We start from the raw sequence: 23,052 nt of genomic DNA, 5'->3' as shown, positions 1-23,052 counted from the left end.
AGTGGCCACACGGTTACAAAATATTTCAAAGTATTGACTTTTCGATTTGATCAAAAAGCATACAAATAACCTTAAAATACATATTGGGTCATTTAATGTTCATTTCTAAATGATATGAACAAAATACAAACAAATAAGACTGAGTTAGTCATTCACGCTGAGCGACGACTGCCTTTTTCCAGGCAACAAAAAACCCGGCCAAGGCCGGGTTTTTTCGTTTTTGCGGGCTTTTTTCGAAGGCGGGTCAGGCAGCCTGCCAATTGACCGGCAATTGCCCTTCTTTCCAGGCGAAACGATCGAGGTGGCTGACCACCACGTTCTGCAGGCGCTCCAGTGCCTGCGCATCGGCAGCCTCGGCGTCCATCAGCAAGGCGTCCGGCGTGGCGTGCAGGCGGCAGGTGCCGAAATCGAAACGCAGCACGCCGCGATCCTCGGTCAGCTCGACCGGCAACTTGTGGGCGAAGTGGTTGCACAGGCGCTTGAGGTAGCGCGCGGCGTCAGGGGTGGCGACAGTGGCACGGCTTAGCGGCATCGTTCTCTTCTCCTTTTTTGGGAGTTGTCATGCTAGGCGGAGGAAATCCAGGGAAAAACCGGCTAATTTGCCTTTCACTCTTAAGCGGAGCTTCACAATGGACAACCTCAAGGGCATGGCGGTCTTCGCCACCGTGGTGGCCCGCGGCTCCATGGCCGCCGCCGCCGAAAGCCTGGGCATGACGCCCTCGGCGGTCAGCCAGCAGATCCGCAAGCTCGAAGCCCACGCCCAGGTGACGCTGCTGCACCGCACCACCCGCAAGCTGACCCTGACCGAGGCGGGCGAGGCCTTCTACCGCAGTTGCGCGCAGATGCTGGCAATCGCCGAGGAAGCCGAACAACGCCTGGGCGAATGGCGCGAGGCGCCGGTCGGCGAACTGCGCCTGGCCGCCCCGGTGGGCTTCTCCGGCCAGCTGATCACCGAGGCCCTGCGTCCGCTGCTGGAAAACCACCGCCAACTGCGCCTGCAGCTGTTCTTCCACGATGAGCAGATCGACCTGATCGAGCAGCGCATCGACCTCGCCATCCGCGTCGGCAGCCTGTCCGACTCCAGCCTGGTGGCGCGTCACCTGGCCGAGTGGAACAACGTCATCTGCGCCGCGCCGTCCTACCTGCGGCGAATGCCGCCGATCGACCATCCGCAGCAACTGCAGGGCGTCGACTGGCTGGCCCTGAATACCGTGGCGCACCAGAGCTACCTGAACTTCAGCGGCCCGGGCGGGGAGAGCTGCAAGCTGCGGCTCGAAGCGCGAGTCGCCGCCAACAGCATGATCGCCCTGCGCCAGTTCACCCTCGACGGACTCGGCGTTTCCGCCCAGCCCGAACCGGAAGTGCGCGAGGCGCTGGAGGAGGGCAGGCTGGTACGGCTGCTGCCGGAATGGAAGCTGCCGCCGTTCGGCATCTACGCGGTCACACCGCGCCGCGATGCGCAGCCGGCCAAGGTCAAGGTCGCCATCGAAGCGCTGCGCCGCCACTTCGGGGGCTCGTCGCGCCTGCGCTTCCAGGCGCCGGTCTGAGCGACGCGCTACCATGACGCCCCCATCGACAGGAGTACCCAGCATGGCCCGGAACTGGACCTGCAAGCACCACCGCGACCTGAGCAAGGAGGAGCTGTACGCCATCCTCAGCCTGCGCACCGAAGTCTTCGTGGTCGAGCAGAAATGCCCCTACCAGGAAGTCGATGGCCTCGACCTCATCGGCGACACCTGCCACCTGATGGTAGAGGAGGGTGGCCGTCTGCTCGGCTACCTGCGCCTGCTGGACCCCGAGCGTCATGAGGGCGACGTGGTCATCGGCCGCGTGGTGATCGCCCCGCAGGGCCGTGGCCAGGGTCTGGGGCACGAACTGATGGAGCAGGCGCTGCAGGCCATCGCCCGGCGCTGGCCGGGGCTGCCGATCTACCTCTCGGCGCAGGCGCACCTGCAGGGCTACTACGGCCGCTACGGCTTCGCTCCGGTCACCGAGGTCTACCTGGAAGACGACATCCCGCACATCGGCATGCGCCGCGGCGCCTGATTCAGGTTGGGTAATGCCGGGCGAGGAAGTCGCCCAGCAACGCATTGACCCGCGCCGGCTGCTGGTTCTGGATCCAGTGGCCGCAGTTTTCCAGCACATGCTGCTCCAGCTTCGGCACATGCTCGGGCATGCGTTGCAGGGTATACGCCTCGAAGCGACCGACCGGGTCGCGGTCACCGATCAGGAACAGCGTCGGCTGCTCGACCTTGCGCCCCGCCAACGGCGCGGTGAGTTGCCAGCTGCGCTCGAAGTTGCGGTACCAGTTCAGCGCGCCGCGGAAGCCGCGTCCCTCGAAGGTGTGCACGTAGTACTGGAAATCCTCGGCGCTGCACCAGGCGGGCTGCGCCGGTGGCGGTGGCAGGCCATCGAACAAACGGCCATCGGGGGACTGGTCCGGCGCCAGGTGCACGTTGTCGCCGAGGAAGTGGCGCAGGCTCAGGGCGATGTTCGCATTCAGCTCGGCCTCGGCGCAGCCCGGCTCCTGGAAGTAGAGGATGTAGAAGAACCTACCGGCGAACACCTCCCGCATGATCTCCACCGGCGGACGCTTGGCGCGGCCGGCGAAGGGTACTGACAGCGTCGCCAGAACCTCTACCCGCTGCGGCTCCAGCAGCGCCAGATGCCAGGCCACCGGCGCGCCCCAGTCATGGCCGACCATCGCCACCCGCGAATGCCCCAGCGCATCCATCGCGCCCTGGATGTCCGCGCAGAGGGTCAGCAGGTCGTAAGCGTCCACCGCATCCGGCGCGCTGGTCTGGCCATAGCCGCGCATCTCAGGGACGAACACGCGATAACCGGAGGAGGCGAGGGCGCGCATCTGGTGCTGCCAGGAATGCCAGCACTCGGGAAAGCCGTGCAGCAGCCACACCGGCTTGCCGTCCGCCGGGCCGGCGCTGTACAGGCTGAGCAGGATGCCGTTGACCGCCAGCAGCTGGTGTTCGAACTCGTTCATGGCGCGCGCTCCTGCAGAGGGTGAGCTTCACTATGCCAAGTCCGGAGTGCCGGCCGAACCCTATTCACCAGGCGAATGGAGGGACCTTTCCACTCGGCGATGCAGTGCGGGAAACGGCGGATAATGTCCGGCGCCACAATAGATTCTCTCCAGGAAGGACTCCCATGAGACGCCAACCCACCGCCCAGCTCTGCCCGGAACTCGATGCCATCCTGAGGGCCGAACTGCGCGCCGGCAACCAGCTCGGCGAAGGCCCCGTGCGCACCGACTGGCCGCAGCCTGGCTCGATCTACGCGGCCTTGCGCGACAACTTGAAAACGCGCAAACCCGGCAATGCCGGCCCTGTCCGACATTCGATCTGCCGCGATCCTCACTATGGCTGGAACGACGAGTGCTACTGCGAGTTGCACGGCGACCTGCTGGTCGCTGGAAGCACGCAGAGGCCCTGACGGAGATCCCTGTAGGAGCGAGCTTGCTCGCGAATCGCCTTGCAGCGGGTTCGTTCGCGAGCAAGCTCGCTCCTACGAAAAGCCTTGCAATCAATCGATAAAAAACTGCATCGTATTCTGCACAGCGAAACATCATTCCGTTAAAACAACTCTAAACGGAGCACAGCATGTCAGAAGCGGTACAGCTCGAACGCCGGGGCGAGATTGCCCTGGTCACGGTCGACGGCCCACCAGTGAACGCCCTCGGACATGGCGTCCGCACGGGCCTGCTCGCCGCCTTCCAGCAGGCCGAGGCCGATCCGCAGGTGCGCGCGGTGGTGCTGGTCTGCGCCGGACGCACCTTCATGGCCGGCGCCGATATCCGCGAATTCGGCAAGCCACCGCAGGCCCCCCTGCTGCCGGAAGTGGTCGAGGCCATCGAAAGTGCGACCAAGCCCAGCGTCGCCGTGATCCACGGCACCGCCCTGGGCGGCGGGCTGGAAGTTGCCCTGGCCTGCCACTACCGTATCGCCCGCCGCGACGCCCAGGTCGGCCTGCCGGAAGTGAAGCTCGGCCTGCTCCCCGGCGCCGGCGGCACTCAGCGCCTGCCGCGCCTGGCCGGTGTCGAGAAGGCCCTTGACATGATCGTCAGCGGTGCGCCCATCCGCGCCACCGAAGCCCTTGAAAGCACCATCGTCGACGAACTGTTCGACGGCGACCTCATCGAAGCCGGCCTCGCCTTCGCCCAGCGCCTGCTGGCGGGCGGCAGAGGCCCGCGCCGCACCGGCGAGTGCAACGAGCGTGTTCAGCAAGCAGGCCTCGCCGAGCTGATCGCCCAGAAGCGCAGCGAAGTGCAGAAGCGCCTGCCCGGCCAGTTCTCGCCGCTGCGCTGCATCGACGCAGTGGAAGCCACGACGCAGTTGCCGCTGCGCGAAGGCCTGGCCCGCGAGCGCGAGCTGTTCCAGCAGTGCATGGCATCGCCGCAACGCGCCGCGCAGATCCACGCCTTCTTCGCCGAGCGCGATGCCGCCCAGGTCGAAGGCCTCGCCGCCGACACCCAGCCGCGCGACGTACGCAGCGCCGCGGTGATCGGCGGCGGGACCATGGGCATCGGCATCGTCCTGTGCTTCGCCAATGCCGGCATCCCGGTGAAGCTGCTGGAAGTGAACGAAGAAGCCCTTCAGCGCGGCCTCGACCGCGCCCGCAGCCTTTATGCCGCCAGCGTGGCGCGCAGCAGCCTGAGCGCGGCAGAGCTGGAGCAGCGCATGGCCCTGATCAGCGGCGTGCTCGATTACGCCGTACTGGGCGACGTGGACGTGGTGGTCGAAGCCGTGTTCGAGAGCCTGGACGTGAAGCGCCAGGTCTTCGAGCAGCTGGACGCCGTGTGCAAACCCGGCGCAATCCTCGCCAGCAACACGTCTTCGCTGGACCTCGACGAAATCGCCGCTTTCACGACGCGTCCGCAGGACGTGGTCGGCCTGCACTTCTTCAGCCCGGCCAACGTCATGCGCCTGCTCGAAGTGGTGCGCGGCAAGGCCACCAGCGATGCCGTGCTGGCCACCGCCATGCAGTTGGGCAAGCGCCTGAAGAAGGTCTCGGTGGTGGTCGGTGTGTGCGACGGCTTCGTCGGCAACCGCATGATCTTCCAGTACGGCCGTCAAGCCGAATTCCTGCTGGAGGAGGGCGCCACACCGGCGCAGGTGGACCGCGCCCTGCGCACCTTCGGCATGGCCATGGGGCCGCTGGCGGTGCGCGACCTGTCCGGCCTGGACATCAGCCACGCGATCCGCGCGCGGCAGCGACCGAACCTCAAGCCCGGCCAGACACTGCCCACCGTGCTCGATCACCTGATCGCCGCCGGCATGCTCGGGCAGAAGACCGGCGCTGGCTTCTATCTCTACGGCGAAGGCGGTCGCGCCCCGCAGGACAACCCGGCGCTGCCGGCCATGCTGGAGCAGGCCGCCGCCGATCGCGGCATCACCCGCGCACCGGTGAGCGATGAAGAGATCGTCGAGCGCTGCATCTGCGCGCTGATCAACGAGGCCGCCAACATCCTCGACGAAGGCATCGCCCAGCGTGCCAGCGACATCGACGTGATCTTCCTCAATGGCTACGGCTTCCCCGCCTGGCGCGGCGGCCCGCTGTTCCATGCCGACAGCCTGGGCCTTGCCCATGTGCTCGAACGAATCCGCGAGTTCCACCAGCGCCTCGGCGCCTGGTGGCAACCCGCGCCGCTGCTCGAACGCCTGGTGGCCGAGGGCCGCCGCTTCGCCGATCTGTAGAGGAACCGCCATGGACATCCATTTCACCCCCGACGAGCTGGCGTTCCGCGACGAAGTCCGCGCCTTCCTCGAAAGCAAATTGCCCCAGGACATCGCCACCAAGGTGCGCCTGGGCAAGCACCTGAACAAGGGCGACCACCAGCGCTGGCAGCGCGTGCTCGCCGAGCAGGGCTGGTACGCCACGCACTGGCCGGAGGAGTTCGGCGGCACCGGCTGGAACGCCGTGCAGAAGCACATCTTCGAAGAGGAATGCGCCGCCTTCGGCGCGCCGCGCACCATCCCCTTCGGCGTCAACATGGTCGCCCCGGTGATCATCAGGTTCGGCACGCCCGAGCAGCAGGCGCACTACCTGCCGCGCATCCTCGACGGCAGCGACTGGTGGTGCCAGGGCTACTCCGAGCCGGGCGCCGGCTCCGACCTCGCCAGCCTGAAGACCCGCGCCGTGCGCGACGGCGACCACTACGTGGTGAACGGCCAGAAGACCTGGACCACCCTCGGCCAGCACGCCGACTGGATCTTCTGCCTGGTGCGCACCGACCCGGAAGCGCAGCAGCAGCGCGGCATCAGCTTCCTGCTGATCGACATGAAATCCCCTGGCATCACCGTGCGCCCGATCATCACCCTGGATGGCGAGCACGAGGTCAACGAAGTCTTCTTCGACAACGTGCGCGTACCGGTGGAAAACCTGGTGGGCCGCGAGAACGAAGGCTGGACCTGCGCCAAGTACCTGCTGACCTACGAGCGCACCGGCCTCGCCGGCATCGGCGCATCCAAGGCGGTGCTCGGGCACCTGAAACGCGTGGCCAGCCGCGAGCTGTGCGATGGCAAGCCGATGCTCGATGACCCGCTGTTCCGCGCCCAGGTAGCGGAGGTGGAGATGCAGCTGATGGCCATCGAGATGAGCACCCTGCGCATCCTCGCCGCCGCCCGCGAAGGCGGCGTGCCGGGGGCGGAAAGCTCGATCCTGAAAGTGAAGGGCACCGAGATCCGCCAGGCCATCAGCCACCTGCTGCGCAAGGTCCTCGGCCCCTATGCGCTGCCCTTCATCGAGGACGAATTCGAGCTGGGCGCCGAGCCGTTGCACGCGGACTACTCGGCGGCACCGGCCAGCCAGTACTTCAACCTGCGCAAGCTGTCGATCTTCGGCGGCTCCAACGAAATCCAGAAGAACATCGTCTCCAAGATGATTCTCGAGCTGTGAGGGGCTGACCATGGACTTCAAACTGAGCGAAGAGCAGCAGATGCTGCAGGACACCGCGGCCCGCCTGGTCCGCGACGCCTACCCGTTCGACAAGCGTGAGGGGTTCAGCAAGAGCGAGCTGGGCTACAGCGCCGAATTCTGGCGCCAGTTGGGCGAGCTGGGGCTGACTTCGGTCTCGCTGCCGGAAAGCCACGGTGGCTTCGGCGGCGGCGTGGAAAGCCTGCTGGTGCTCACCGAACTGGGCCGCGGTCTGTGCCTGGAGCCCTACCTGCAATCGGTGGTGCACGCTGGGGGCCTGATCGCCCAGTTGGGCAGCGACGTGCAGAAGGACCACTGGCTGCCGCGCATCGCCAGCGCCGAGGCGCAGCTGGCGGTGGCCCTGGAAGAGCCGCAGAGCCACTACCAGCTGCACGACGTGCAGACCCGCGCGGAGCAGGCCGGCGACGGCTGGAAACTGAGCGGCCGCAAGGCAGTGGTGATCGGCGGGCAGAGCGCCACGGCGATCCTCGTTTCGGCGCGAGTCGCCGGCAATGCGCGGGACGAAGCAGGCATCGGCCTGTTCCTGGTCGACCCGCAGCAGACCGGCGTCAGTCGCCGCGACTACCCGACGGTGGACGGCCAGCGCGCCTGCGAGCTGTTCCTCGACGGTGCCGTTGGTGAAGCGGTCGGCACACCCGGCGAGGCGCTACCGGCGTTGCGTTATCAACAGGGCAGGGCGATTGCCGCGCAGTGCGCCGAAGCCCTCGGCAGCCTGCAGGAAGCCTGCGCACTGACCCTGGACTACCTGAAGACGCGCAAGCAGTTCGGCGTGCCGATCGGCAAGTTCCAGGTGCTGCAGCACCGCATGGTGGACATGCGCAGCGAGCTGGAACAGGCCACCAGCATGGCCATCCTCGCCGCCTGCGTCGCCGACCAACCCGACAGCGCCGAGCGCAGCCGCACCCTGGCGGCGGCCAAGTTCATCGTCACCCGCGCGGCGCGTTACGTGGCGGAGCAGGCGATCCAGCTGCACGGCGGCATCGGCATGACCTGGGAATACGTGCTGGCGCACCACGCCAAGCGGCTGGTGATGCTCAGCCATCAGCTGGGGGACGATGATCATCATTTGAAGGTGTATGCGGGGTTGATGGAGGTGGCGTAACGCATCCACCTACCCTTGTAGGAACGAGCTTGCTCGCGAACATATCTGCTGGCGACTTGGGCACTGGGGCGGTTCGCGAGCAAGCTCGCTCCTACAGGAAAGCATGCCCTGCGCCTCGGTTCGGGTTCTGGCCCGTGCTCTGGAAGGCTTCCAGAGAAACATGCGCGCACTCCGGACCGCCCCTTTCAGGAGGCCTCGTTGAAGTGGAGTTTCAGGGGTTGAGCGACATGGATGTCGCGAGAGCCATGATGGGCCAGGGATGGCCCGTCGTGGCGTGCCCCTGAAACTTCGCTTCGACGAGGGAATTTTTCGCCTAAGCGAAAAACCGGATGAAGGGGCAAGACCTTTGCCTCCTTTGGGGCGTTTGCCAAAGGAGGTCGCCCGAGGGGGCGAAATACAATCTCTCTGCACACGTCGAAGCGGCGCAGAGACTCCTACACGAAAAGCATCGTGGAGAAAATCAGGCCCCGAGGCTCTCGATATCCCGCGCCAGCATCTCCAGCTCATGGGCCAGCGACCCGCGCAGCGTCTCTTCGCTCAACTGGAACGATGGCGCCCCGCAGGTCAGCGCCATCAGCCCGCCGTCGGCCAGGCGCAGCGGCACGCCGGCGGCGCGCACATTGCGGTCCCAGTCGCCCAGGGACAGGCAGAACCCATGTTGGCGATACTCCTCGAACGAAGCCTCCAGCGAAGCACGCATGGCGGACCAGTCGCCTTCATGGCGCTCCTGCAGCGCCGACAGCAGATGCTCGCGCTCCTGCTCCGGCGTCGCCGCCAGGTAGGCGCGGCCCGCGGCGGTAGTCGCCAGTGGCAGACGTACGCCGGCGTCCATGCGCAGGGAGGTCGCCTCCGGCGGGCGGCAATTCTCCACGTAGATCATCGACAGCCAGTCGCGGCAGGTCAGGCCGACCGTGGTGTTGGTGCGTCGCGCGAAGGCATCCATGTACGGCTTGGCCAGCTGGCGCACGCGCAGGTTGGAAACGTAGGCATACCCCAGCGCCAGCACGCCGGAATCCAGCTGGTACTTCTCGTGCTGCTGCGAGTAGCAGAGGTAGCCGAGCTTGGTCAGGGTGTAGGTCATGCGCGACACGGTGGGCTTGGGCAGCCCGGTGATCCGCGCGATTTCCTGGTTGCCGAGCACCACCGAGCCGTGGGTGAAGGCGCGCAGCACGTCCAGCCCGCGGGCGAGGGCCTCGACGAACTTGCGGTCCTTGGGGTTGCTGCTGTCTTCGACGTCGTCGCTCATGGGGCCTCGGCGGGGGAATCTGGATGACGGGCGCCGCTGGCGGCGCGGGCGAACGATAGCAGATCGGCCCCTCGCCCCGCAGCGGTCCGAATGTGCTCGTTGCACCGGGTAAGCCTATCGCATACCATCGATTTCGACACGATGTTTCGCTGTGCAGAACAACAATTCAAAGCTCAGAGCCAATCGAAGCGAAGAAACGGAGAAGTCGATGCCCGCCATTGCAACCGGATACGTGGCCAACGAGATTGCCCGCCACGGTTACCAGAACCTCCACGACCTGTTGCGCGATGCCTGTCGCGACTTTCCCGAACGCTCCGCGTTCTCCTGCGGCGACAGCCACCTGAGCTTCGCCGATCTGGAACGCCAGGCCGACGCCTTCGCCCGCTACCTGCGCCACCACGCCGGCCTGCAACCGGGCGAGCGTTTGGCACTGATGCTGCCCAACTCCCTGCAGTACCCCATCGCCACCTTCGGCGCGCTGAAGGCCGGCGTGGTGCTGGTGAACACCAATCCGCAGTACACCTCCAGCGAGCTGCGCCACCAGCTGGCCGACTCCGGCGCCAGCGCCATCCTGCTGCTCGACCGCCTGCTGCCACTGCTGCGCGGCGTGCAGGCGCAAACCGACGTGCGACAGGTGCTGCTGACCTCGATCGACGATATCGAGCGCCCGCAATTCGACTGCGGAGACGCCGACTGCATGCGCTTCCAGCAGGCCCTGCGCCTGGGCGCCGAGGCGCCGCCGGTGGACACCGAGCCGGGCCTGGACCGCCTGGCGCTGCTGCAATACACCGGCGGCACCACGGGTGTGTCCAAAGGCGCGATGCTCAGCCATCGCAGCCTGATCGCCAACGTCATCCAGACCCTCGAACTGTTCATGCGCCCTGGCCTGCTGGAGCCGGCCAGCGACCTGCGCATCGCGCCGCTGCCGCTCTACCACATCATGGCCTTCGCCACGAATTGCCTGTCCTCGGTGGGCATGGGCCTGCACACGGTGTTCATCCGCGACGGTCGCAACCTGGATGAAATCCTCGGCGCCATGCGCCGCTATCCCTTCACCCTGATGAGCGGGATCAACACCCTGTTCGTCGGCCTGATGAACCACCCGGATTTCGCCGGCATCGACTTCAGCCACCTGAAGTGGGTGACCTCCGGCGGCGCGCCGCTGAACCGCGAAGTGGGCCGGCGCTGGGAAGCGCTGACCGGCGCCCCGGTGCGCGAAGGCTTCGGGCTGACCGAGGCCTCGCCGGTGGTCTCCACCGGCACGCTGCTGAGTCCGTATCGCGAGGGCTATGTCGGCCAGGCGCTGGTGGACACCGAGCTGCGCACCGTGGACGAGGAGGGCGCCGACACCGGCCCCGACCAGCCCGGCGAGCTGTGGCTGCGCGGCCCGCAGGTGATGCAGGGCTACTGGCAGCGCCCGGAGGAGAGCGCCCAGGTGCTGACCGAGGATGGCTGGCTGAAGACCGGCGACATCGCCGAAGTGGATGCCAACGGCATGCTGAAGATCGTCGACCGCAAGAAGGACATGATCCTGGTCTCGGGCTTCAACGTGTTCCCCAACGAAGTGGAAGACGCGGTGATGCGCCACCCCGGCGTGCGCGAGTGCGTAGCCATAGGCGTGCCGGACACGCGCAAGGGCGAGGCGGTGAAGCTGTTCGTCAGCCTGCGCGACCCCGCGCTGGATACGGCCGCAATCATCGCCCACTGCCGCGAGCACCTCACCGGCTACAAGGTGCCCAGCTTCGTCGAGGTGCTCGACGAGCTGCCCAGGACCGCCGTCGGCAAGCTGCTGCGCCGCCAATTGCGCGATCTCGAACTGGGCAAAGGGACCAACGCATGACCGAAGCGTCTATGGTTGAAGCAGGTTCGCACGACGAGACCCGCAGCATGACCGAGTCCTTCAACCGCATCGGCGTGATCGGCGCCGGCGCCATGGGCCGTGGCATCGCCCAGCTGTTCGCCACGGCCGGCCTGCCGGTGCGCCTGTACGACAGCAATCCGCAGACCGTGGAGCAGGCGCTGGCCTTCAACCGCGAGCTGCTGGAACGTTCGGTGGCCAAGGGCAAGCTCAGCCCGGAGGCGCTGGCCGGGACCCTGCAGCGCCTGCTGCCGACCCATAGCCTGGACGAACTGGCCGACTGCGACCTGCTGATCGAAGCCATCGTCGAGGACCTCGGCGCCAAGCAGGCGTTGCTCGCCGAGCTGGAAAAGCGCGTGGCGCCGGACGCCGTGCTGGCGAGCAACACCTCGTCGCTGTCGGTCACCCGCATCGCCGCCCGCTGCCAGCATCCGGAGCGGGTCGCCGGCTTCCACTTCTTCAACCCGGTGCCCCTGATGCGCATCGTCGAAGTGGTGCGCGGCCAGCGCACCCAGGACTCCGTGGTGCGCCGCCTGAGCCGCCTGGCGGAGCAGGCCGGGCACTTCCCGGCGGTGTCGCCGGACAGCCCCGGCTTCATCGTCAACCACGCCGGCCGCGCCTTCAGCACCGAGGCGTTGCGCATCCTCGGCGAAGGCATCGCCACCCCGGCGCAGGTCGACCGCATCCTGCGCGACGGCGCGGGTTTCCGCATGGGGCCGTTCGAGCTGTTCGACCTCACCGGCCTGGACGTCTCCCACGCGGTGATGGAATCGCTCTACCAGCAGTTCTACCAGGACCCGCGCTACACGCCGTCACCGCTGGCGGCTCAGCGCGTGGCCGGCGGACTGCTCGGGCGCAAGACCGGCGAAGGCTTCTACCGCTACCGCGACGGCCAGCCGCTGCACGAAGTCGAGGTACCACCGGAGCCGGTGCTGCTGAACCGTCCGTACTGGCTCGACAGCCAGGACCCGGAGCTGCGCCACCGCATCGCCGCGATCCTCACCCTGGGCGGCGTGGTACTGGAAACCAGTGAAGCGCCTTCGTCCCGCGCCATCTGCCTGGTCACCCCGCTGGGGACGGACGCCGCCACCTGCATCGACGCCCTGGGCCTGCCGCCCGAGCGCAGCCTGGCGCTGGAAACCTTCACCGACCTGGACCGCCGCCGCGTGCTGATGCGCCAGCCCGCCCTCGACCCGAAGCTGGAGATCCAGGCCCGGCAGGCGCTGGGCAGCGACGGCGTGCCGGTGGAAGTGATCAATGATTCGCCCGGTTTCATCAGCCAGCGGGTGGTCGCCAGCATCGTCAACCTGGGCTGCGAGATCGCCCAGCGCGGCATTGCCACGCCGGTGACGCTGGACCGCGCGGTGCAACTGGCGCTGGGTTATCCCTTCGGCCCGCTGGCCTTCGGCGAACACTACGGCGCGGCGCGCATCCTCACCATCCTCCAGGGCCTGCAGGCCTGCTACGGCGAGGCACGCTACCGGCCCAGCCCGTGGTTGCGGCGTCGGGTGCAACTGGACTTGCCGCTGCACAGTCCCGATCGGGCGGAGTGATTCCGTGGGGACGATGACCGAAATCGACGCCGGCGGCGGCCTGTAGGAGCGAGCTCGCTCCTACGAAAAGCGGCGGCGTCGTCAGAACGCCACGCGCTGCCCCGCCAGCAGCTTTTCCAGCGCCGCCGTGCGCTGCGCCGGTGCCATGGCCGCGAGCTTCTCCACCCGCGCATAGAACGCCGGCCAGTTCCCGCCCACCTGGGCGAACAGCGCAGCGAAGGCGGGCACCCACTGGTCGTAGAGCCCGAAGGGCAGCAGCTTGGCGTTGTTCAGCGGGCCGTTGACCCAGTTGTCGAACGGCGCCTTGCCGCCCCATTCGTGGTCACACAGCTCGCGGTACTCGCGGCGCAGACGCTCGAATTCCGCGGCCTTGCCGGCGCGCTTCTCGGCGTCGCTGCGCGGGCTGGCATAGAGCTTCTGCAGGCGCTCGCGGGTATCCAGCACCAGCTGGGTAAAGCGCTTGCGCTGCTCGGCCAGCTGCGCCGACTCATCCGCCAGCCCACGTGCGGCGCGCCAGCGGCGGCCGCCCTCGGCCTCGACGAAGGAGGCGAAGGACTCGTTGAAGGCGGTGTCGCCCGGCAGGTAGAACTTCTGGTGCGCCAGCTCGTGGAAGATGGTTTCGGCCAGGCGCTGGTCGCCCCAGCGCAGCATGCTGCTGAGGATCGGATCGTTGAACCAGCCGAGGGTCGAGTAGGCCTCGACGCCGCCGACATAGACGTCCATTCCCTGTTCCTGCAACCGCTTCGCCTCGCCCTGCGCGCCGGCCTCGCCGTAGTAACCGCGGTAGGCCACGCAGCCGGCGATGGGGAAGCAGTGCGTCACCGGCCGCAGCGACAGCTCCGGGGTGGCGAAGACGTTCCACACCACGTTGGGCCTGTGGATATCCGTATAGAGGCGGTAGCTCTGGTTATCCGGCAGGCCCAGCGCGGCGCTGGCGAAGGCGCGCGCCTCCTGGGACTGCTCCAGGCGCCGGCGCAGCACCGGGTCGCGGGAGGGATCGGCAACGACCTCCGAGACCGGTTCGCGGGCGGCGAGAAGACGCAGCTGCCCATCGGCCAGCTGCCCGTAATAACTCACCGTGGAACAACCGCTCAGCGCCCAGATCGCCAGGCAGGGAACCCAGCGGCACAGGCGACGGTCGAGTGTCGGGATAAGAAGGCGGAAGGGCATGCGCGGAACATAGCACAGCGCCTGGTCCGCCCGCTGGCACGACGTAACCTACCCAGGAGTCCCCCCGATGCGCGCCGTTCTCACTGCCATCAGCCTGCTCGCCCTGAGCGGCTGTTCCCTGCTGCTGCCTCAGCCCGACCCGAACCGCGCGTGGATCGACCTGGACACCAACAGCCAGAGCGACCTCGCGGCGACCAAGGTAGACGACAAGGAGTGGCCCAGTTCGCGCTACTTCGAGGTCGATCCGGGCCAGCACGAGCTGCGCGTGCGCTTCCAGTTCCAGGTCGAACCGGTGGATATCGGCCCGGTGGACGAAGCCCTCTGGCGCGATTGCGAGATGACGGTGAAGTACAAGGACTTCGCCGCCGGCCAGCGTTATCGCCTGGAAACCGGCAGCATCGGTTTCCGTCCCTGGGCCAAGCTGTATGACGCGCAATCCAACGAAATCGCCCGGGGCCGCGAGCGCGGTTGCGATCGCGCCTGACCCTCGCCGAGCCGGCACGGGGTTATGCTGTGGCCATCGTTCCTTCGCCACGGTGAACCGCCATGCGCCTGTGTCTGCTCTTCGCCCTCGTCCTGCTGGGTGCCTGCGCCGGCCCGCTGCCCGCCCACGACCCGCAGCTGGCCTGGGTCGATCTCTACACCACGCCAGGCAAGACGCTGATGGCCGAGCGACTGGACGGCAAGTCGGTCAACGACGGGCGCTATTTCCAGGTGACGCCCGGCCGCCATGACCTGGTGGTGCGCTTCCAGTACGAAGTCCCCGCCGGTGGCGGCATGGGCATGAACAACGAACCCTCGGAGCTGACCTGCCGGGTCAAGGTGACCTACGACGGTTTCGCCGCGGGCCAGCGCTACCGCCTGGAACTGCGCCCGCAACTGCGCAGCGCCCTGGCGCTGCTGACCGATGCCAGCGGAACGCTGGTGGCGAAGACGGACTTCCAGGGAGCGGTGAGCTGCGGGCCGTTCTAGGCGCTGAACGGATGGATCGCGGAGCGAGGGGCGATCCCACGCCGATACGCCTGTCGGAGCGAGCTCGCTCCTACAGAAGAACAGTCCGGCGTTCGTCAGCTGTCGTTCTTCTGGTAGATGATCCGCCGCTTCCCGCCATCGCAGCTGCCGACCACCATGCTCGGATCCTTCACCTCGGATTTGTCCACGATCTCCAGGGTGTAGGAGGTCACCCCGGCGGCCTGGATCTTGGTCTCGATCTCCGCCTTGAGCTCTTCGCACGACTTGGGCACCGCCCAGCTCGCCGGCGTCACCAGCAGCAACGCCACGCTTGTCGCCACGGCCCATTTCATCGTCATCGCAATCCCTCGTCATACCCCAACGCGGGGCACTCTATCCTAACGGTGGACCACCGCCGGGCGACAGAGTGCCGGGCGGGCAGCCAAGAAAAAGGCCGGGGCCCATGCGGGCTCCCGGCCAGTTCATCCACTGCGCAGGGTTTACTTCGAGTAGACGATTTCCTTCGTGCCGCCATCGCAGGTGCCCACGACCTTCTTGTCGGTAGCAGAGCCCTTGTCGACGATCTCCAGCGTGTAGGAGGTGACGCCCTTGGCTTTGAGCTTCGCGTCGATCTCCGCTTTCAGCTCCTCGCACGGTTTGCCGGCGGCCAGGACATTACCCGCCAGTGCGAAGACCCCCACGGCCAACAGAAACTTCTTCATCGTTAACGCTCCCTCGCCATTCACAGAAAAAGGCCCAGCCGGGCCGAAAGCCGGGCAAACCCGGTGCACCGCTCAAGACGCGCTGCGAGCATCGCAGACACGCATGACAAAAGTCGGAGGGTCAGTCGCGGCTTCCCGACTGCCCTCAGCTGTTGGCGATCCGGAAGCCCACCTTGATGGTCACCTGATAGTGACCCACCGCGCCGTTCTCGATGTGCCCACGGGTGTCGACCACCTCGAACCACTCCAGGAAGTCGATACTCTTGGCCGCCTCGGCCAAGGCGTTGTTGATGGCGTCCTCGATGCTGGTGCGCGAGGATCCAACCAGTTCGATCTTCTTGTAGGTGTGATGATTCGACATGTCCGCTCTCCTGTATCCGCCGCGCGGCACAGGCAGAGTGCCAGCGCCTTCCTAGGACACTAGTAGAGGGGTGGACTCAGGGCAAACGGCGCAAGCCGCAGACTCGCTCAGACTTTCAGCTCGCCGCGCAGCCAGTCCGCCAGCAGCACCGCCCGCCGGTCGGGCAGCCGCGCGGGCACCCAGAGCGCCAGCCGCGCGCGGGTTTCGACGAAGCCCCAGGGCGCGGCCAGGCGCCCGGCGGCGAGGTCGTCGGCCACTACCTGCTGCGGCGCGATGGCCACGCCCAGGCCGGCCACCGCCGCTTCCAGCAGGTAGTAGAGGTGTTCGAAACCCTGCCCGAGCCGCAAGGCGCCAGCGTCCAGGCCACTGTTGGTCGCCCACGCCGGCCAGGCCTGCGGGCGCGAGGTGGTGTACAGCAGCGACTCGTCCAACAGCGCGGTGGCCGGCGCCGCGCAGAGTTCGGCGAAGCGCGAGTAACGCGGGCTGAGCACCGGACCGACGCGCTCCACCGCCAGTTCGTGCACCTGCATGTCCGCCGGCCACGGCGGCTCGGCGAAGTGCAGGGTGGCATCGAGACCGGCACGGCGCGGGTCGATCTCGCCCTCGCTGGCCGACAGCTGCAGGCGCAGGCCGGGCAGGTCGCGGTTCAGCCGGTCCAGGCGCGGGATGAACCAGCGGGCGAGCAGGCTGCCCGGACAGCCGAGCACGAAGGGCGCGTTGCCGTCGGCCTGGCGGCGCAGCTCGGCGCAGACGCTGCGCAGGCGTTCGAAGGAATCGCTGGCGACTTCGCTCAGGCGCTGGCCGGCATCGGTGAGTTTTACGCCACGTCCGTCCTTGACGAACAGGGTGACCCCCAGGTCCTCCTCCAGTTGGCGGATCTGCCGGCTCACCGCGCCGTGGGTGACACTGAGCTCATCTGCCGCCGGGCTCACACCGCGCAGACGCGCCGCGGCCTCGAAGGCGCGCAGGGCATTTAGCGGGGGAAGGTCTCGGCTCATGGCGATCGATCCGTGAGTTTTTCTGACAGGTCGAGGCGATCTTATCGCTTTTCCCGCCCCTCGCGCAGCCGTATCCTGAGCACCATTCGCAGGAGCGGACGCTGTCCGCGAAAGTGCCCGCCGGGCGCTCCCGCATCACGACCCCACAGGAGCCTTCCCATGTCCACACTGCGCAACGGTCCCGACGCCAAGGGCCTGTTCGGCAGCTTCGGCGGCCAGTACGTCGCCGAAACCCTGATGCCGCTGATCCACGACCTGGCCCGCGAATACGAGAAGGCCAAGGACGATCCGCAGTTCCAGAAGGAACTGGCCTACTTCCAGCGCGACTACGTCGGCCGCCCGAGCCCGCTGTACTTCGCCGAGCGCCTGACCGAGCACTGCGGCGGCGCGAAGATCTACCTGAAGCGCGAAGAGCTGAACCACACCGGCGCGCACAAGATCAACAACTGCATCGGCCAGATCCTGCTGGCCAAGCGCATGGGCAAGCAGCGCATCATCGCCGAGACCGGCGCCGGCATGCACGGCGTGGCCACCGCCACCGTGGCCGCGCGCTTCGGCCTGCAGTGCGTGATCTACATGGGCACCACCGACATCGATCGCCAGCAGGCCAACGTCTTCCGCATGAAGCTCCTCGGCGCCGAGGTGATCCCGGTCACCGCCGGCACCGGCACCCTGAAGGACGCGATGAACGAAGCCCTGCGCGACTGGGTGACCAACGTCGAGAGCACCTTCTACCTGATCGGCACCGTGGCCGGCCCGCACCCGTACCCGGCGATGGTCCGCGACTTCCAGGCGGTGATCGGCAAGGAAACCCGCGAGCAGCTGGCCGAGAAGGAAGGGCGCCTGCCTGACTCGCTCGTCGCCTGCATCGGCGGCGGTTCCAACGCCATGGGCCTGTTCCACCCCTTCCTCGATGACCAGAGCGTTGCGATCGTCGGCGTGGAAGCCGCCGGCCACGGCATCGAGACCGGCAAGCACGCGGCCAGCCTGAACGGCGGCGTACCGGGCGTGCTGCACGGCAACCGCACCTTCCTGCTGCAGGACGAGGACGGCCAGATCATCGACGCGCACTCCATCTCCGCCGGCCTGGACTACCCCGGCATCGGCCCGGAGCACGCGTGGCTGCACGATATCGGCCGCGTCGAGTACACCTCGATCACCGACCATGAGGCGCTGCAAGCCTTCCACACCTGCTGCCGTCTGGAAGGCATCATCCCCGCGCTGGAGTCCTCCCACGCGCTGGCCGAAGTCTTCAAGCGCGCGCCGAACCTGCCCAAGGACCACATCATGGTGGTGAACCTGTCCGGTCGTGGCGACAAGGACATGCAGACCGTCATGCACCACATGCAACAGGAGCAGAAAGCATGAGCCGCCTGCAAACCCGCTTCGCCGAACTGAAACAGCAGAACCGCGCCGCCCTGGTGACCTTCATCACCGCCGGCGACCCGGGCTACTCCACCTCGCTGGACATCCTCAAGGGCCTGCCGGCCGCCGGCGCCGACGTGATCGAGCTGGGCATGCCGTTCACCGATCCGATGGCCGACGGCCCGGCGATCCAGCTGGCCAACATCCGCGCCCTGGGCAACGGCCAGAACCTGGCCAAGACCCTGAAGATGGTCCGCGAATTCCGCCAGGACGACAGCACCACGCCGCTGGTGCTGATGGGCTACTTCAACCCGATCCACTACTACGGCGTCGACAAATTCATCGCCGACGCGAAAGAGGCCGGCGTCGATGGCCTGATCGTGGTGGACCTGCCGCCCGAGCACAACGAAGACCTGTGCCACCCGGCCCAGGCCGCCGGCATCGACTTCATCCGCCTGACCACTCCGACCACCGACGACCAGCGCCTGCCGACCGTGCTCGAAGGCAGCTCGGGCTTCGTCTACTACGTCTCGGTAGCCGGCGTGACCGGCGCCGGCGCGGCGACCCTGGAGCACGTCGAGCAGGCCGTGGCACGCCTGCGTCGCCACACCGACCTGCCGGTCTCCATCGGCTTCGGCATCCGCACCCCGGAACACGCGGCGAGCGTCGCCCGCCTGGCAGACGGCGTGGTGGTGGGCTCGGCGCTGGTGGACAAGATCGCCAACGCGGAAAGCTCCGCCGATGCGGTGCAAGGCGTGCTCGGCCTGTGCCGCGAGCTGGCCGAAGGCGTGCGTAACGCCCGCTGAGGACTGCTATTCGGCTCCATGCCATCCTGCGATCGTGCTGAGGACTGCTTTTCTGTAGGAGCGAGCTTGCTCGCGAACAGGTTCACCGGCAGCGCTGGCGCTGGGTGGGTTCGCGAGCAAGCTCGCTGCTAGAAAATCAAAGTCCACACCCAGAAAAAAGCCCGGCGAAAGCCGGGCTTTTTCGTTTCAGGCGAGGCTCATTCCACCGCTTGTTCCACCGCCTCGTCATCGGCGCCAGCACCCAGGCCCAGCCCCTGCACCGAGCCCGTGGCGAAGGCGACGAACTCCTCGGTGGTCATGTCCTTGCCATTGAACTTCACCTTGTCGTCGGCATAGGCCAGCGAGCTGCTCAGGCTGTTGCCGTCGAGCACCGCCCACTCCGATTGCAGCGCCATGCCACTGAACAGGTCGGTCATGGCGTCGGTCTGCTGCTTGAGCGCCACCGGATCGACGCTGCCGGCCTCGGCGCCACCCAGGGCGGCCTGCAACGAGACGACGTCACCGATCACCGCCTTGTCCACCTTGAGGTTGGCCCGCAGGGACGCCAGCACGCTGCGCGCCATCTCGTCCGGCGTTTCGGCGGTTTTCGCGGGCTTGCGCAGGTCCACGGCGAGGGACACCTTGGCCACCCCGTGGGCGGTCTGCAGCGACAACTCGTCCAGCGCCAGCTTCGGCGAGCTGTCGAGCAGGCGCAGGAACTGGCCCTTGAGCGCTTCTTCCTGCTCCGGGGTCAGCTCGCCGGTTTCGCCGACGCTGCTCATGCCGTACTGGTTGTAGGTTTCCTTGAGGGACTTGAGGGTGCCTTCATCGAGGTTGCGCAGGCTGGTGTCGAGCTTCAGGCCACCGATCTCCTGGCCCTGGACCACCAACTGGCCGACGCGGTAGGACAGGGTCTGGTCGAGGCCCTTTTCGCCCTGCTTGAGCACTTCCTCGCCGACGGCCTGGCGCAGCTCCACGTCCGGGCTGCCGGGGGCCTTCACATGCAGGCTCTTCAGGCTGACCGAGCTGGGGCCGAGGGCGAAGCCGTTGGCGTTTTCCTTCTTGTCGCCGGCGATGCCCAGGTCGCGCAGCTGGACCTGGACCGGCTGGCCGCTCTGCGGGTCGAGGAACACCAGGTCGGCTTCGGCCAGCTGGCCGTCGGCGCGCACGTCCTTCTTGTCGCCGGACACGCTGAAGTTCACCTTCGCCGGCGACAGGCGCAGGCTCTCACCGTCCTTGGCGAACTGCAGGGCGGCGCTCTCGAAGACGCCCTCCTGCTGCTGGTCGTAATGAATGGCCAGCTCGCCGCTGATCGGCGCCTTGCCGGCGGCCGCGGCGAACAGCGGCGCGGTGAACTCGTTCTGCTCCAGGGCGAAATGACTCTGCGCCATGACCGGCGCCAGCTTGCCGGCCGCCAGGCGCGAAGCTGGGAAGGGGCCGTGTTCCAGGCGGTCGGTGAACACCAGGGTGGTGGGTGCTTCGCCTTCGTTGCCGGCGATGGTCACCTGGTAGCGCGCGCTGCTGGAGAGCAGGCCGCGTTCCACGCCGAGCAGGGAGACGCTCATGCCCAGGTCCGGGGCGTCGGTCTTGAGGAGGGTGTTGGCCTGTTCGATGCCGCGGGTGATTTCCTGCTCGACGCGCGAGCCGGTGTACCAGGCGCCTGCGACGGCAACGCCGACGATGGCCAGGGGAATGGCGATGGCCAGGGTGGTCTTGTTCATGCTGCTTCCTTTCGTGTGCGGCCGTACGGGGGACATCCTGTCGACCGTTTTGAGTGGGCGGCGCGATGCTAGCAGGCACAATGCCCACACTCCAACCGCCAGTTTCAGACAGCCAGCATTGACCCTGGGTGTACGACTGGCAGGATGGGCCGATTGATCGTCCTCGGAAGCCTGCCTCCATGCCCCTGCTGCACAGCGTCCACCACGTTGCCCTGATCTGCTCGGACTACCCGCGCTCCCGGCACTTCTACTCCCAGGTGCTGGGCCTGCGGGTGATCGCCGAGACCTACCGCGAAGCGCGCGACTCCTGGAAGCTCGACCTGGCGTTGGGCGAAACGCAGCTGGAGCTGTTCTCCTTCCCCGGCGCGCCGCCGCGCCCGTCCTATCCCGAGGCGCAGGGGCTGCGGCACCTCGCGTTTGCGGTGGATGACCTGGACGCCGCCGTGGCGCACCTGGAAAGCCATGGCGTGACGTGCGAGCCGATCCGCGAGGATGAGCTGACCGGCAAGCGGTTCACCTTCTTCGCCGATCCGGATGAGTTGCCGTTGGAGCTTTACGAGCGGTAGGGCGTACAACCGTTCGCGGTTGTACGCCGATACACCGCGCCTCGCCGCTGGCGCCAGGGCCGAGTTCGGCAGGCACTGGAATCAAGGTCAATCGGCGTATAACGCGGAGCGTTATACGGCCTACGCCTACCGGATCACGCCGGCACCGCCGCCTCTCCCAACGCCCCGCGCAAGCTCGCCAAGTCGCGCAACGGCGGCGCGCCGAACAGGCGGCTGTATTCACGGCTGAACTGCGACGGGCTCTCATAGCCCACGCGATGCCCGGCCACCGCCACTTCCAGGCCCTCCGACAGCATCAGGCGCCGCGCTTCCTGCAGGCGCAGTTGCTTCTGGTACTGCAGCGGACTCAGCGCAGTCACCTCCTTGAAGCGGTGGTGCAGGGTGGACACGCTCAGGTTCACCTCGCGCGCCAGCTCCTCGATGCGCAGGGACTTGTCGAAGTTGCGGTTGAGCCACTCGATGGCGCGGGTAACGCGGTGGGTCTGGCTGTCGGTCATCGCCAGGTCGTGCAGCAGGTGCCCCTGCGGGCCGCGCAGCAGGCGGTAGAGGATTTCGCGGACGAACAGTGGCGCCAGCATCGGAATGTCGCGCGGGCTGTCGAGCAGGCGCATGAGCCGCAGCAGGGCGTCGAGCACGGTGCAGTCCACGCGCTGCAGGTAGATGCCGCGGCTGGCCGGCCGCGGCGTGCTGCCGGCCAGCCCCGCTTCGGCGATCAGCCGGGTGAGCTCGCCCGGATCGATGTCCAGGCGGATCGACAGGTAGGGCTTTTCTTCCGAGGCCTCGATCACCTGGCCGGAGACCGGCAGGGTCACCGACACCACCAGCAGGTTGAGTTCGTCGTAGCGGTACACCTCATTGCTCAGGCGCACTTCCTTGCAGCCCTGGGCGATCACGCACAGGGCGGGGCGGTAGAGGGTGGGCATGCGCCCCTCGCTGGGGCAGTCGCTGCGCGCCAGCAGCAGCGAATCGATGGCGGTTTCGAAGACGCCTTCACCCTGGCAGTGGCGCTGGATGATGTCGGCCAGTTCCTGGCGGCCGGCGGCAACGGGATCGTAGGGCTGGGACATGCGGGACCTCCAGTGGCGGCGCACGCAGCTTACGCCCGCGGCGCGCGCACGAGTGTGACAGTAAGGCAGCCGTTGGAGGATCAGGCAAGCAATCGGCAGAAATGGACAAGCCGTATGGGCATCGGCGCGCGCACCGTGACGGTGCAGGGCACGAACACGGGGTTTCCAATGGATTGGCGAGCACCGCGCAGGATCAGGCAAGAAGCCGGCAGCATCCGGATAACGCCGGGCGCTTCCCGGCCCGTAATCTTCCCGTCAGTCGTCCGAGGAGCCACCTTCGGACTTCTTCGATGTAACGCGGAGGACAGGACATGCCCTGGCACACACCCATCGAACATGAGTTGCAGATTCATCCCCGCAGCGGACACGAAGCACAGCTCGGCGCCCTGATCGACAAACTGGTGGACGGCGCCCGCCGCACGCCGGGCTGCCAGGAGTGCCGGCTGGTCATGCAGGGGGCGAACCGGCCCTGGCTGCTGCAGGGCCGTTGGCGCGACGAGGAGGCGCTGCTGACCTACTTCGCTTCACCCTCGCAGCAACTGCTCAGCGAAGCACTCTTCACCCACTGCCGAAGCCTCAGCGGCGGCATAGTGGAAACCCTCGATCAGGCCACCGGAAAGGTGGCCTGAGTTTTTCTGG

At 67.1% G+C, this 23,052-nt stretch carries 24 protein-coding genes; 14 read left to right on the top strand and 10 right to left on the bottom strand.

The window, feature by feature from the left end:
• Nucleotides 1-244: 244 nt before the first annotated feature.
• Complete coding sequence (locus tag ACAW63_RS05195) at nucleotides 245-532, bottom strand: DUF2218 domain-containing protein (protein ID WP_371232136.1); 288 nt, start codon at nucleotides 530-532, stop codon at nucleotides 245-247.
• Between the two features lie 97 nt (nucleotides 533-629).
• On the opposite strand from ACAW63_RS05195, the gene ACAW63_RS05190 reads away from it, so the two are divergent.
• Both ACAW63_RS05190 and ACAW63_RS05185 read left to right on the top strand, forming a co-directional pair.
• A complete protein-coding gene (locus ACAW63_RS05190; protein ID WP_371232134.1) occupies nucleotides 630-1,547 on the top strand; it encodes a LysR family transcriptional regulator in 918 nt (305 codons plus the stop codon).
• Nucleotides 1,548-1,590: 43 nt separating this feature from the next.
• Complete coding sequence (locus ACAW63_RS05185; RefSeq protein ID WP_371232132.1) at nucleotides 1,591-2,046, top strand: GNAT family N-acetyltransferase; 456 nt, start codon at nucleotides 1,591-1,593, stop codon at nucleotides 2,044-2,046.
• A 1-nt stretch (nucleotide 2,047) separates the two neighbouring features.
• On the opposite strand, the gene ACAW63_RS05180 is transcribed toward ACAW63_RS05185, so the two are convergent.
• A complete protein-coding gene (locus ACAW63_RS05180; protein WP_371232130.1) occupies nucleotides 2,048-2,998 on the bottom strand; it encodes an alpha/beta fold hydrolase in 951 nt (316 codons plus the stop codon).
• A 164-nt stretch (nucleotides 2,999-3,162) separates the two neighbouring features.
• Here ACAW63_RS05180 and ACAW63_RS05175 point away from each other — a divergent pair, with 164 nt between their 5' ends.
• The 4 genes from ACAW63_RS05175 to ACAW63_RS05160 all read left to right on the top strand — a co-directional run bounded on the left by ACAW63_RS05175 (nucleotide 3,163) and on the right by ACAW63_RS05160 (nucleotide 8,050).
• The gene (locus ACAW63_RS05175) at nucleotides 3,163-3,447 is read left to right on the top strand and encodes a hypothetical protein (protein ID WP_275609508.1); all 285 of its coding nucleotides are present in this window, start codon (nucleotides 3,163-3,165) and stop codon (nucleotides 3,445-3,447) included.
• Nucleotides 3,448-3,614: 167 nt separating this feature from the next.
• A complete protein-coding gene (locus ACAW63_RS05170; protein WP_371232128.1) occupies nucleotides 3,615-5,708 on the top strand; it encodes a 3-hydroxyacyl-CoA dehydrogenase NAD-binding domain-containing protein in 2,094 nt (697 codons plus the stop codon).
• Between the two features lie 10 nt (nucleotides 5,709-5,718).
• Nucleotides 5,719-6,909: an acyl-CoA dehydrogenase family protein gene (locus tag ACAW63_RS05165; RefSeq protein WP_371232126.1), complete on the top strand. Its 1,191-nt coding sequence runs from the start codon at nucleotides 5,719-5,721 to the stop codon at nucleotides 6,907-6,909.
• A 10-nt stretch (nucleotides 6,910-6,919) separates the two neighbouring features.
• Nucleotides 6,920-8,050, top strand: coding sequence for an acyl-CoA dehydrogenase family protein (locus ACAW63_RS05160; protein WP_370600406.1), 1,131 nt, complete (start codon nucleotides 6,920-6,922; stop codon nucleotides 8,048-8,050).
• A 460-nt stretch (nucleotides 8,051-8,510) separates the two neighbouring features.
• On the opposite strand, the gene ACAW63_RS05155 is transcribed toward ACAW63_RS05160, so the two are convergent.
• Nucleotides 8,511-9,296: an IclR family transcriptional regulator gene (locus tag ACAW63_RS05155; RefSeq protein ID WP_371232124.1), complete on the bottom strand. Its 786-nt coding sequence runs from the start codon at nucleotides 9,294-9,296 to the stop codon at nucleotides 8,511-8,513.
• 208 nt (nucleotides 9,297-9,504) lie between these two features.
• Here ACAW63_RS05155 and ACAW63_RS05150 point away from each other — a divergent pair, with 208 nt between their 5' ends.
• Nucleotides 9,505-11,136, top strand: a complete 1,632-nt coding sequence (locus tag ACAW63_RS05150; protein ID WP_371232122.1) for an AMP-binding protein — start codon at nucleotides 9,505-9,507, stop codon at nucleotides 11,134-11,136.
• Nucleotides 11,137-11,183: 47 nt separating this feature from the next.
• A complete protein-coding gene (locus tag ACAW63_RS05145; protein WP_371234577.1) occupies nucleotides 11,184-12,707 on the top strand; it encodes a 3-hydroxyacyl-CoA dehydrogenase in 1,524 nt (507 codons plus the stop codon).
• A gap of 81 nt (nucleotides 12,708-12,788) precedes the next feature.
• Here the strand turns inward: ACAW63_RS05145 and ACAW63_RS05140 are convergent, their stop codons facing one another.
• Nucleotides 12,789-13,877 (bottom strand): aminopeptidase, encoded by a 1,089-nt coding sequence (locus ACAW63_RS05140; RefSeq protein ID WP_371232120.1) that lies wholly within the window; start codon nucleotides 13,875-13,877, stop codon nucleotides 12,789-12,791.
• A gap of 67 nt (nucleotides 13,878-13,944) precedes the next feature.
• Between ACAW63_RS05140 and ACAW63_RS05135 the strand changes: the two genes are divergently transcribed.
• Both ACAW63_RS05135 and ACAW63_RS05130 read left to right on the top strand, forming a co-directional pair.
• A complete protein-coding gene (locus ACAW63_RS05135) occupies nucleotides 13,945-14,361 on the top strand; it encodes a hypothetical protein (RefSeq protein WP_371232119.1) in 417 nt (138 codons plus the stop codon).
• 62 nt (nucleotides 14,362-14,423) lie between these two features.
• On the top strand, nucleotides 14,424-14,849 hold the full coding sequence (locus tag ACAW63_RS05130) for a hypothetical protein (protein ID WP_371232118.1): 426 nt from the start codon (nucleotides 14,424-14,426) through the stop codon (nucleotides 14,847-14,849).
• A gap of 95 nt (nucleotides 14,850-14,944) precedes the next feature.
• On the opposite strand, the gene ACAW63_RS05125 is transcribed toward ACAW63_RS05130, so the two are convergent.
• The 4 genes from ACAW63_RS05125 to ACAW63_RS05110 all read right to left on the bottom strand — a co-directional run bounded on the left by ACAW63_RS05125 (nucleotide 14,945) and on the right by ACAW63_RS05110 (nucleotide 16,909).
• Nucleotides 14,945-15,181, bottom strand: coding sequence for a DUF1161 domain-containing protein (locus ACAW63_RS05125; RefSeq protein ID WP_331315838.1), 237 nt, complete (start codon nucleotides 15,179-15,181; stop codon nucleotides 14,945-14,947).
• A gap of 147 nt (nucleotides 15,182-15,328) precedes the next feature.
• The gene (locus ACAW63_RS05120; protein WP_207884827.1) at nucleotides 15,329-15,550 is read right to left on the bottom strand and encodes a DUF1161 domain-containing protein; all 222 of its coding nucleotides are present in this window, start codon (nucleotides 15,548-15,550) and stop codon (nucleotides 15,329-15,331) included.
• 145 nt (nucleotides 15,551-15,695) lie between these two features.
• The gene (locus tag ACAW63_RS05115; RefSeq protein ID WP_017518905.1) at nucleotides 15,696-15,911 is read right to left on the bottom strand and encodes a dodecin; all 216 of its coding nucleotides are present in this window, start codon (nucleotides 15,909-15,911) and stop codon (nucleotides 15,696-15,698) included.
• A 107-nt stretch (nucleotides 15,912-16,018) separates the two neighbouring features.
• The gene (locus ACAW63_RS05110; RefSeq protein WP_371232117.1) at nucleotides 16,019-16,909 is read right to left on the bottom strand and encodes a LysR family transcriptional regulator; all 891 of its coding nucleotides are present in this window, start codon (nucleotides 16,907-16,909) and stop codon (nucleotides 16,019-16,021) included.
• Nucleotides 16,910-17,068: 159 nt separating this feature from the next.
• Here ACAW63_RS05110 and trpB point away from each other — a divergent pair, with 159 nt between their 5' ends.
• Both trpB and trpA read left to right on the top strand, forming a co-directional pair.
• Nucleotides 17,069-18,277 carry a tryptophan synthase subunit beta gene (gene trpB, locus ACAW63_RS05105; RefSeq protein WP_371232116.1) on the top strand — a complete coding sequence of 403 codons (1,209 nt, stop codon included), beginning with the start codon at nucleotides 17,069-17,071 and terminating at the stop codon, nucleotides 18,275-18,277.
• Complete coding sequence (gene trpA / locus ACAW63_RS05100) at nucleotides 18,274-19,080, top strand: tryptophan synthase subunit alpha (RefSeq protein WP_371232114.1); 807 nt, start codon at nucleotides 18,274-18,276, stop codon at nucleotides 19,078-19,080. The genes trpB and trpA overlap by 4 nt, the downstream gene beginning before the upstream one ends.
• Before the next feature lie 197 nt (nucleotides 19,081-19,277).
• On the opposite strand, the gene ACAW63_RS05095 is transcribed toward trpA, so the two are convergent.
• Nucleotides 19,278-20,780: a YdgA family protein gene (locus ACAW63_RS05095; protein WP_371232113.1), complete on the bottom strand. Its 1,503-nt coding sequence runs from the start codon at nucleotides 20,778-20,780 to the stop codon at nucleotides 19,278-19,280.
• 179 nt (nucleotides 20,781-20,959) lie between these two features.
• Here ACAW63_RS05095 and ACAW63_RS05090 point away from each other — a divergent pair, with 179 nt between their 5' ends.
• The gene (locus tag ACAW63_RS05090; RefSeq protein ID WP_371232111.1) at nucleotides 20,960-21,346 is read left to right on the top strand and encodes a VOC family protein; all 387 of its coding nucleotides are present in this window, start codon (nucleotides 20,960-20,962) and stop codon (nucleotides 21,344-21,346) included.
• A 134-nt stretch (nucleotides 21,347-21,480) separates the two neighbouring features.
• On the opposite strand, the gene ACAW63_RS05085 is transcribed toward ACAW63_RS05090, so the two are convergent.
• Nucleotides 21,481-22,413 carry an AraC family transcriptional regulator gene (locus tag ACAW63_RS05085; protein WP_275609493.1) on the bottom strand — a complete coding sequence of 311 codons (933 nt, stop codon included), beginning with the start codon at nucleotides 22,411-22,413 and terminating at the stop codon, nucleotides 21,481-21,483.
• 311 nt (nucleotides 22,414-22,724) lie between these two features.
• Between ACAW63_RS05085 and ACAW63_RS05080 the strand changes: the two genes are divergently transcribed.
• Nucleotides 22,725-23,042, top strand: a complete 318-nt coding sequence (locus ACAW63_RS05080) for a putative quinol monooxygenase (RefSeq protein WP_371232110.1) — start codon at nucleotides 22,725-22,727, stop codon at nucleotides 23,040-23,042.
• Nucleotides 23,043-23,052 lie beyond the last annotated feature (10 nt).

The sequence above is a fragment of the Pseudomonas sp. QE6 genome (assembly GCF_041379005.1).
Taxonomy (GTDB): Bacteria; Pseudomonadota; Gammaproteobacteria; order Pseudomonadales; family Pseudomonadaceae; genus Pseudomonas.
This window is presented reverse-complemented; position numbering and strand designations above follow the sequence as displayed.

Coding starts and splice junctions, on each gene's coding strand:
- ACAW63_RS05195 (WP_371232136.1), bottom strand. CDS start 532: ATGCCGCTAAGCCGTGCCACTGTCGCCACCCCTGACGCCGCGCGCTAC.
- ACAW63_RS05190 (WP_371232134.1), top strand. CDS start 630: ATGGACAACCTCAAGGGCATGGCGGTCTTCGCCACCGTGGTGGCCCGC.
- ACAW63_RS05185 (WP_371232132.1), top strand. CDS start 1,591: ATGGCCCGGAACTGGACCTGCAAGCACCACCGCGACCTGAGCAAGGAG.
- ACAW63_RS05180 (WP_371232130.1), bottom strand. CDS start 2,998: ATGAACGAGTTCGAACACCAGCTGCTGGCGGTCAACGGCATCCTGCTC.
- ACAW63_RS05175 (WP_275609508.1), top strand. CDS start 3,163: ATGAGACGCCAACCCACCGCCCAGCTCTGCCCGGAACTCGATGCCATC.
- ACAW63_RS05170 (WP_371232128.1), top strand. CDS start 3,615: ATGTCAGAAGCGGTACAGCTCGAACGCCGGGGCGAGATTGCCCTGGTC.
- ACAW63_RS05165 (WP_371232126.1), top strand. CDS start 5,719: ATGGACATCCATTTCACCCCCGACGAGCTGGCGTTCCGCGACGAAGTC.
- ACAW63_RS05160 (WP_370600406.1), top strand. CDS start 6,920: ATGGACTTCAAACTGAGCGAAGAGCAGCAGATGCTGCAGGACACCGCG.
- ACAW63_RS05155 (WP_371232124.1), bottom strand. CDS start 9,296: ATGAGCGACGACGTCGAAGACAGCAGCAACCCCAAGGACCGCAAGTTC.
- ACAW63_RS05150 (WP_371232122.1), top strand. CDS start 9,505: ATGCCCGCCATTGCAACCGGATACGTGGCCAACGAGATTGCCCGCCAC.
- ACAW63_RS05145 (WP_371234577.1), top strand. CDS start 11,184: ATGACCGAGTCCTTCAACCGCATCGGCGTGATCGGCGCCGGCGCCATG.
- ACAW63_RS05140 (WP_371232120.1), bottom strand. CDS start 13,877: ATGCCCTTCCGCCTTCTTATCCCGACACTCGACCGTCGCCTGTGCCGC.
- ACAW63_RS05135 (WP_371232119.1), top strand. CDS start 13,945: ATGCGCGCCGTTCTCACTGCCATCAGCCTGCTCGCCCTGAGCGGCTGT.
- ACAW63_RS05130 (WP_371232118.1), top strand. CDS start 14,424: ATGCGCCTGTGTCTGCTCTTCGCCCTCGTCCTGCTGGGTGCCTGCGCC.
- ACAW63_RS05125 (WP_331315838.1), bottom strand. CDS start 15,181: ATGAAATGGGCCGTGGCGACAAGCGTGGCGTTGCTGCTGGTGACGCCG.
- ACAW63_RS05120 (WP_207884827.1), bottom strand. CDS start 15,550: ATGAAGAAGTTTCTGTTGGCCGTGGGGGTCTTCGCACTGGCGGGTAAT.
- ACAW63_RS05115 (WP_017518905.1), bottom strand. CDS start 15,911: ATGTCGAATCATCACACCTACAAGAAGATCGAACTGGTTGGATCCTCG.
- ACAW63_RS05110 (WP_371232117.1), bottom strand. CDS start 16,909: ATGAGCCGAGACCTTCCCCCGCTAAATGCCCTGCGCGCCTTCGAGGCC.
- trpB (WP_371232116.1), top strand. CDS start 17,069: ATGTCCACACTGCGCAACGGTCCCGACGCCAAGGGCCTGTTCGGCAGC.
- trpA (WP_371232114.1), top strand. CDS start 18,274: ATGAGCCGCCTGCAAACCCGCTTCGCCGAACTGAAACAGCAGAACCGC.
- ACAW63_RS05095 (WP_371232113.1), bottom strand. CDS start 20,780: ATGAACAAGACCACCCTGGCCATCGCCATTCCCCTGGCCATCGTCGGC.
- ACAW63_RS05090 (WP_371232111.1), top strand. CDS start 20,960: ATGCCCCTGCTGCACAGCGTCCACCACGTTGCCCTGATCTGCTCGGAC.
- ACAW63_RS05085 (WP_275609493.1), bottom strand. CDS start 22,413: ATGTCCCAGCCCTACGATCCCGTTGCCGCCGGCCGCCAGGAACTGGCC.
- ACAW63_RS05080 (WP_371232110.1), top strand. CDS start 22,725: ATGCCCTGGCACACACCCATCGAACATGAGTTGCAGATTCATCCCCGC.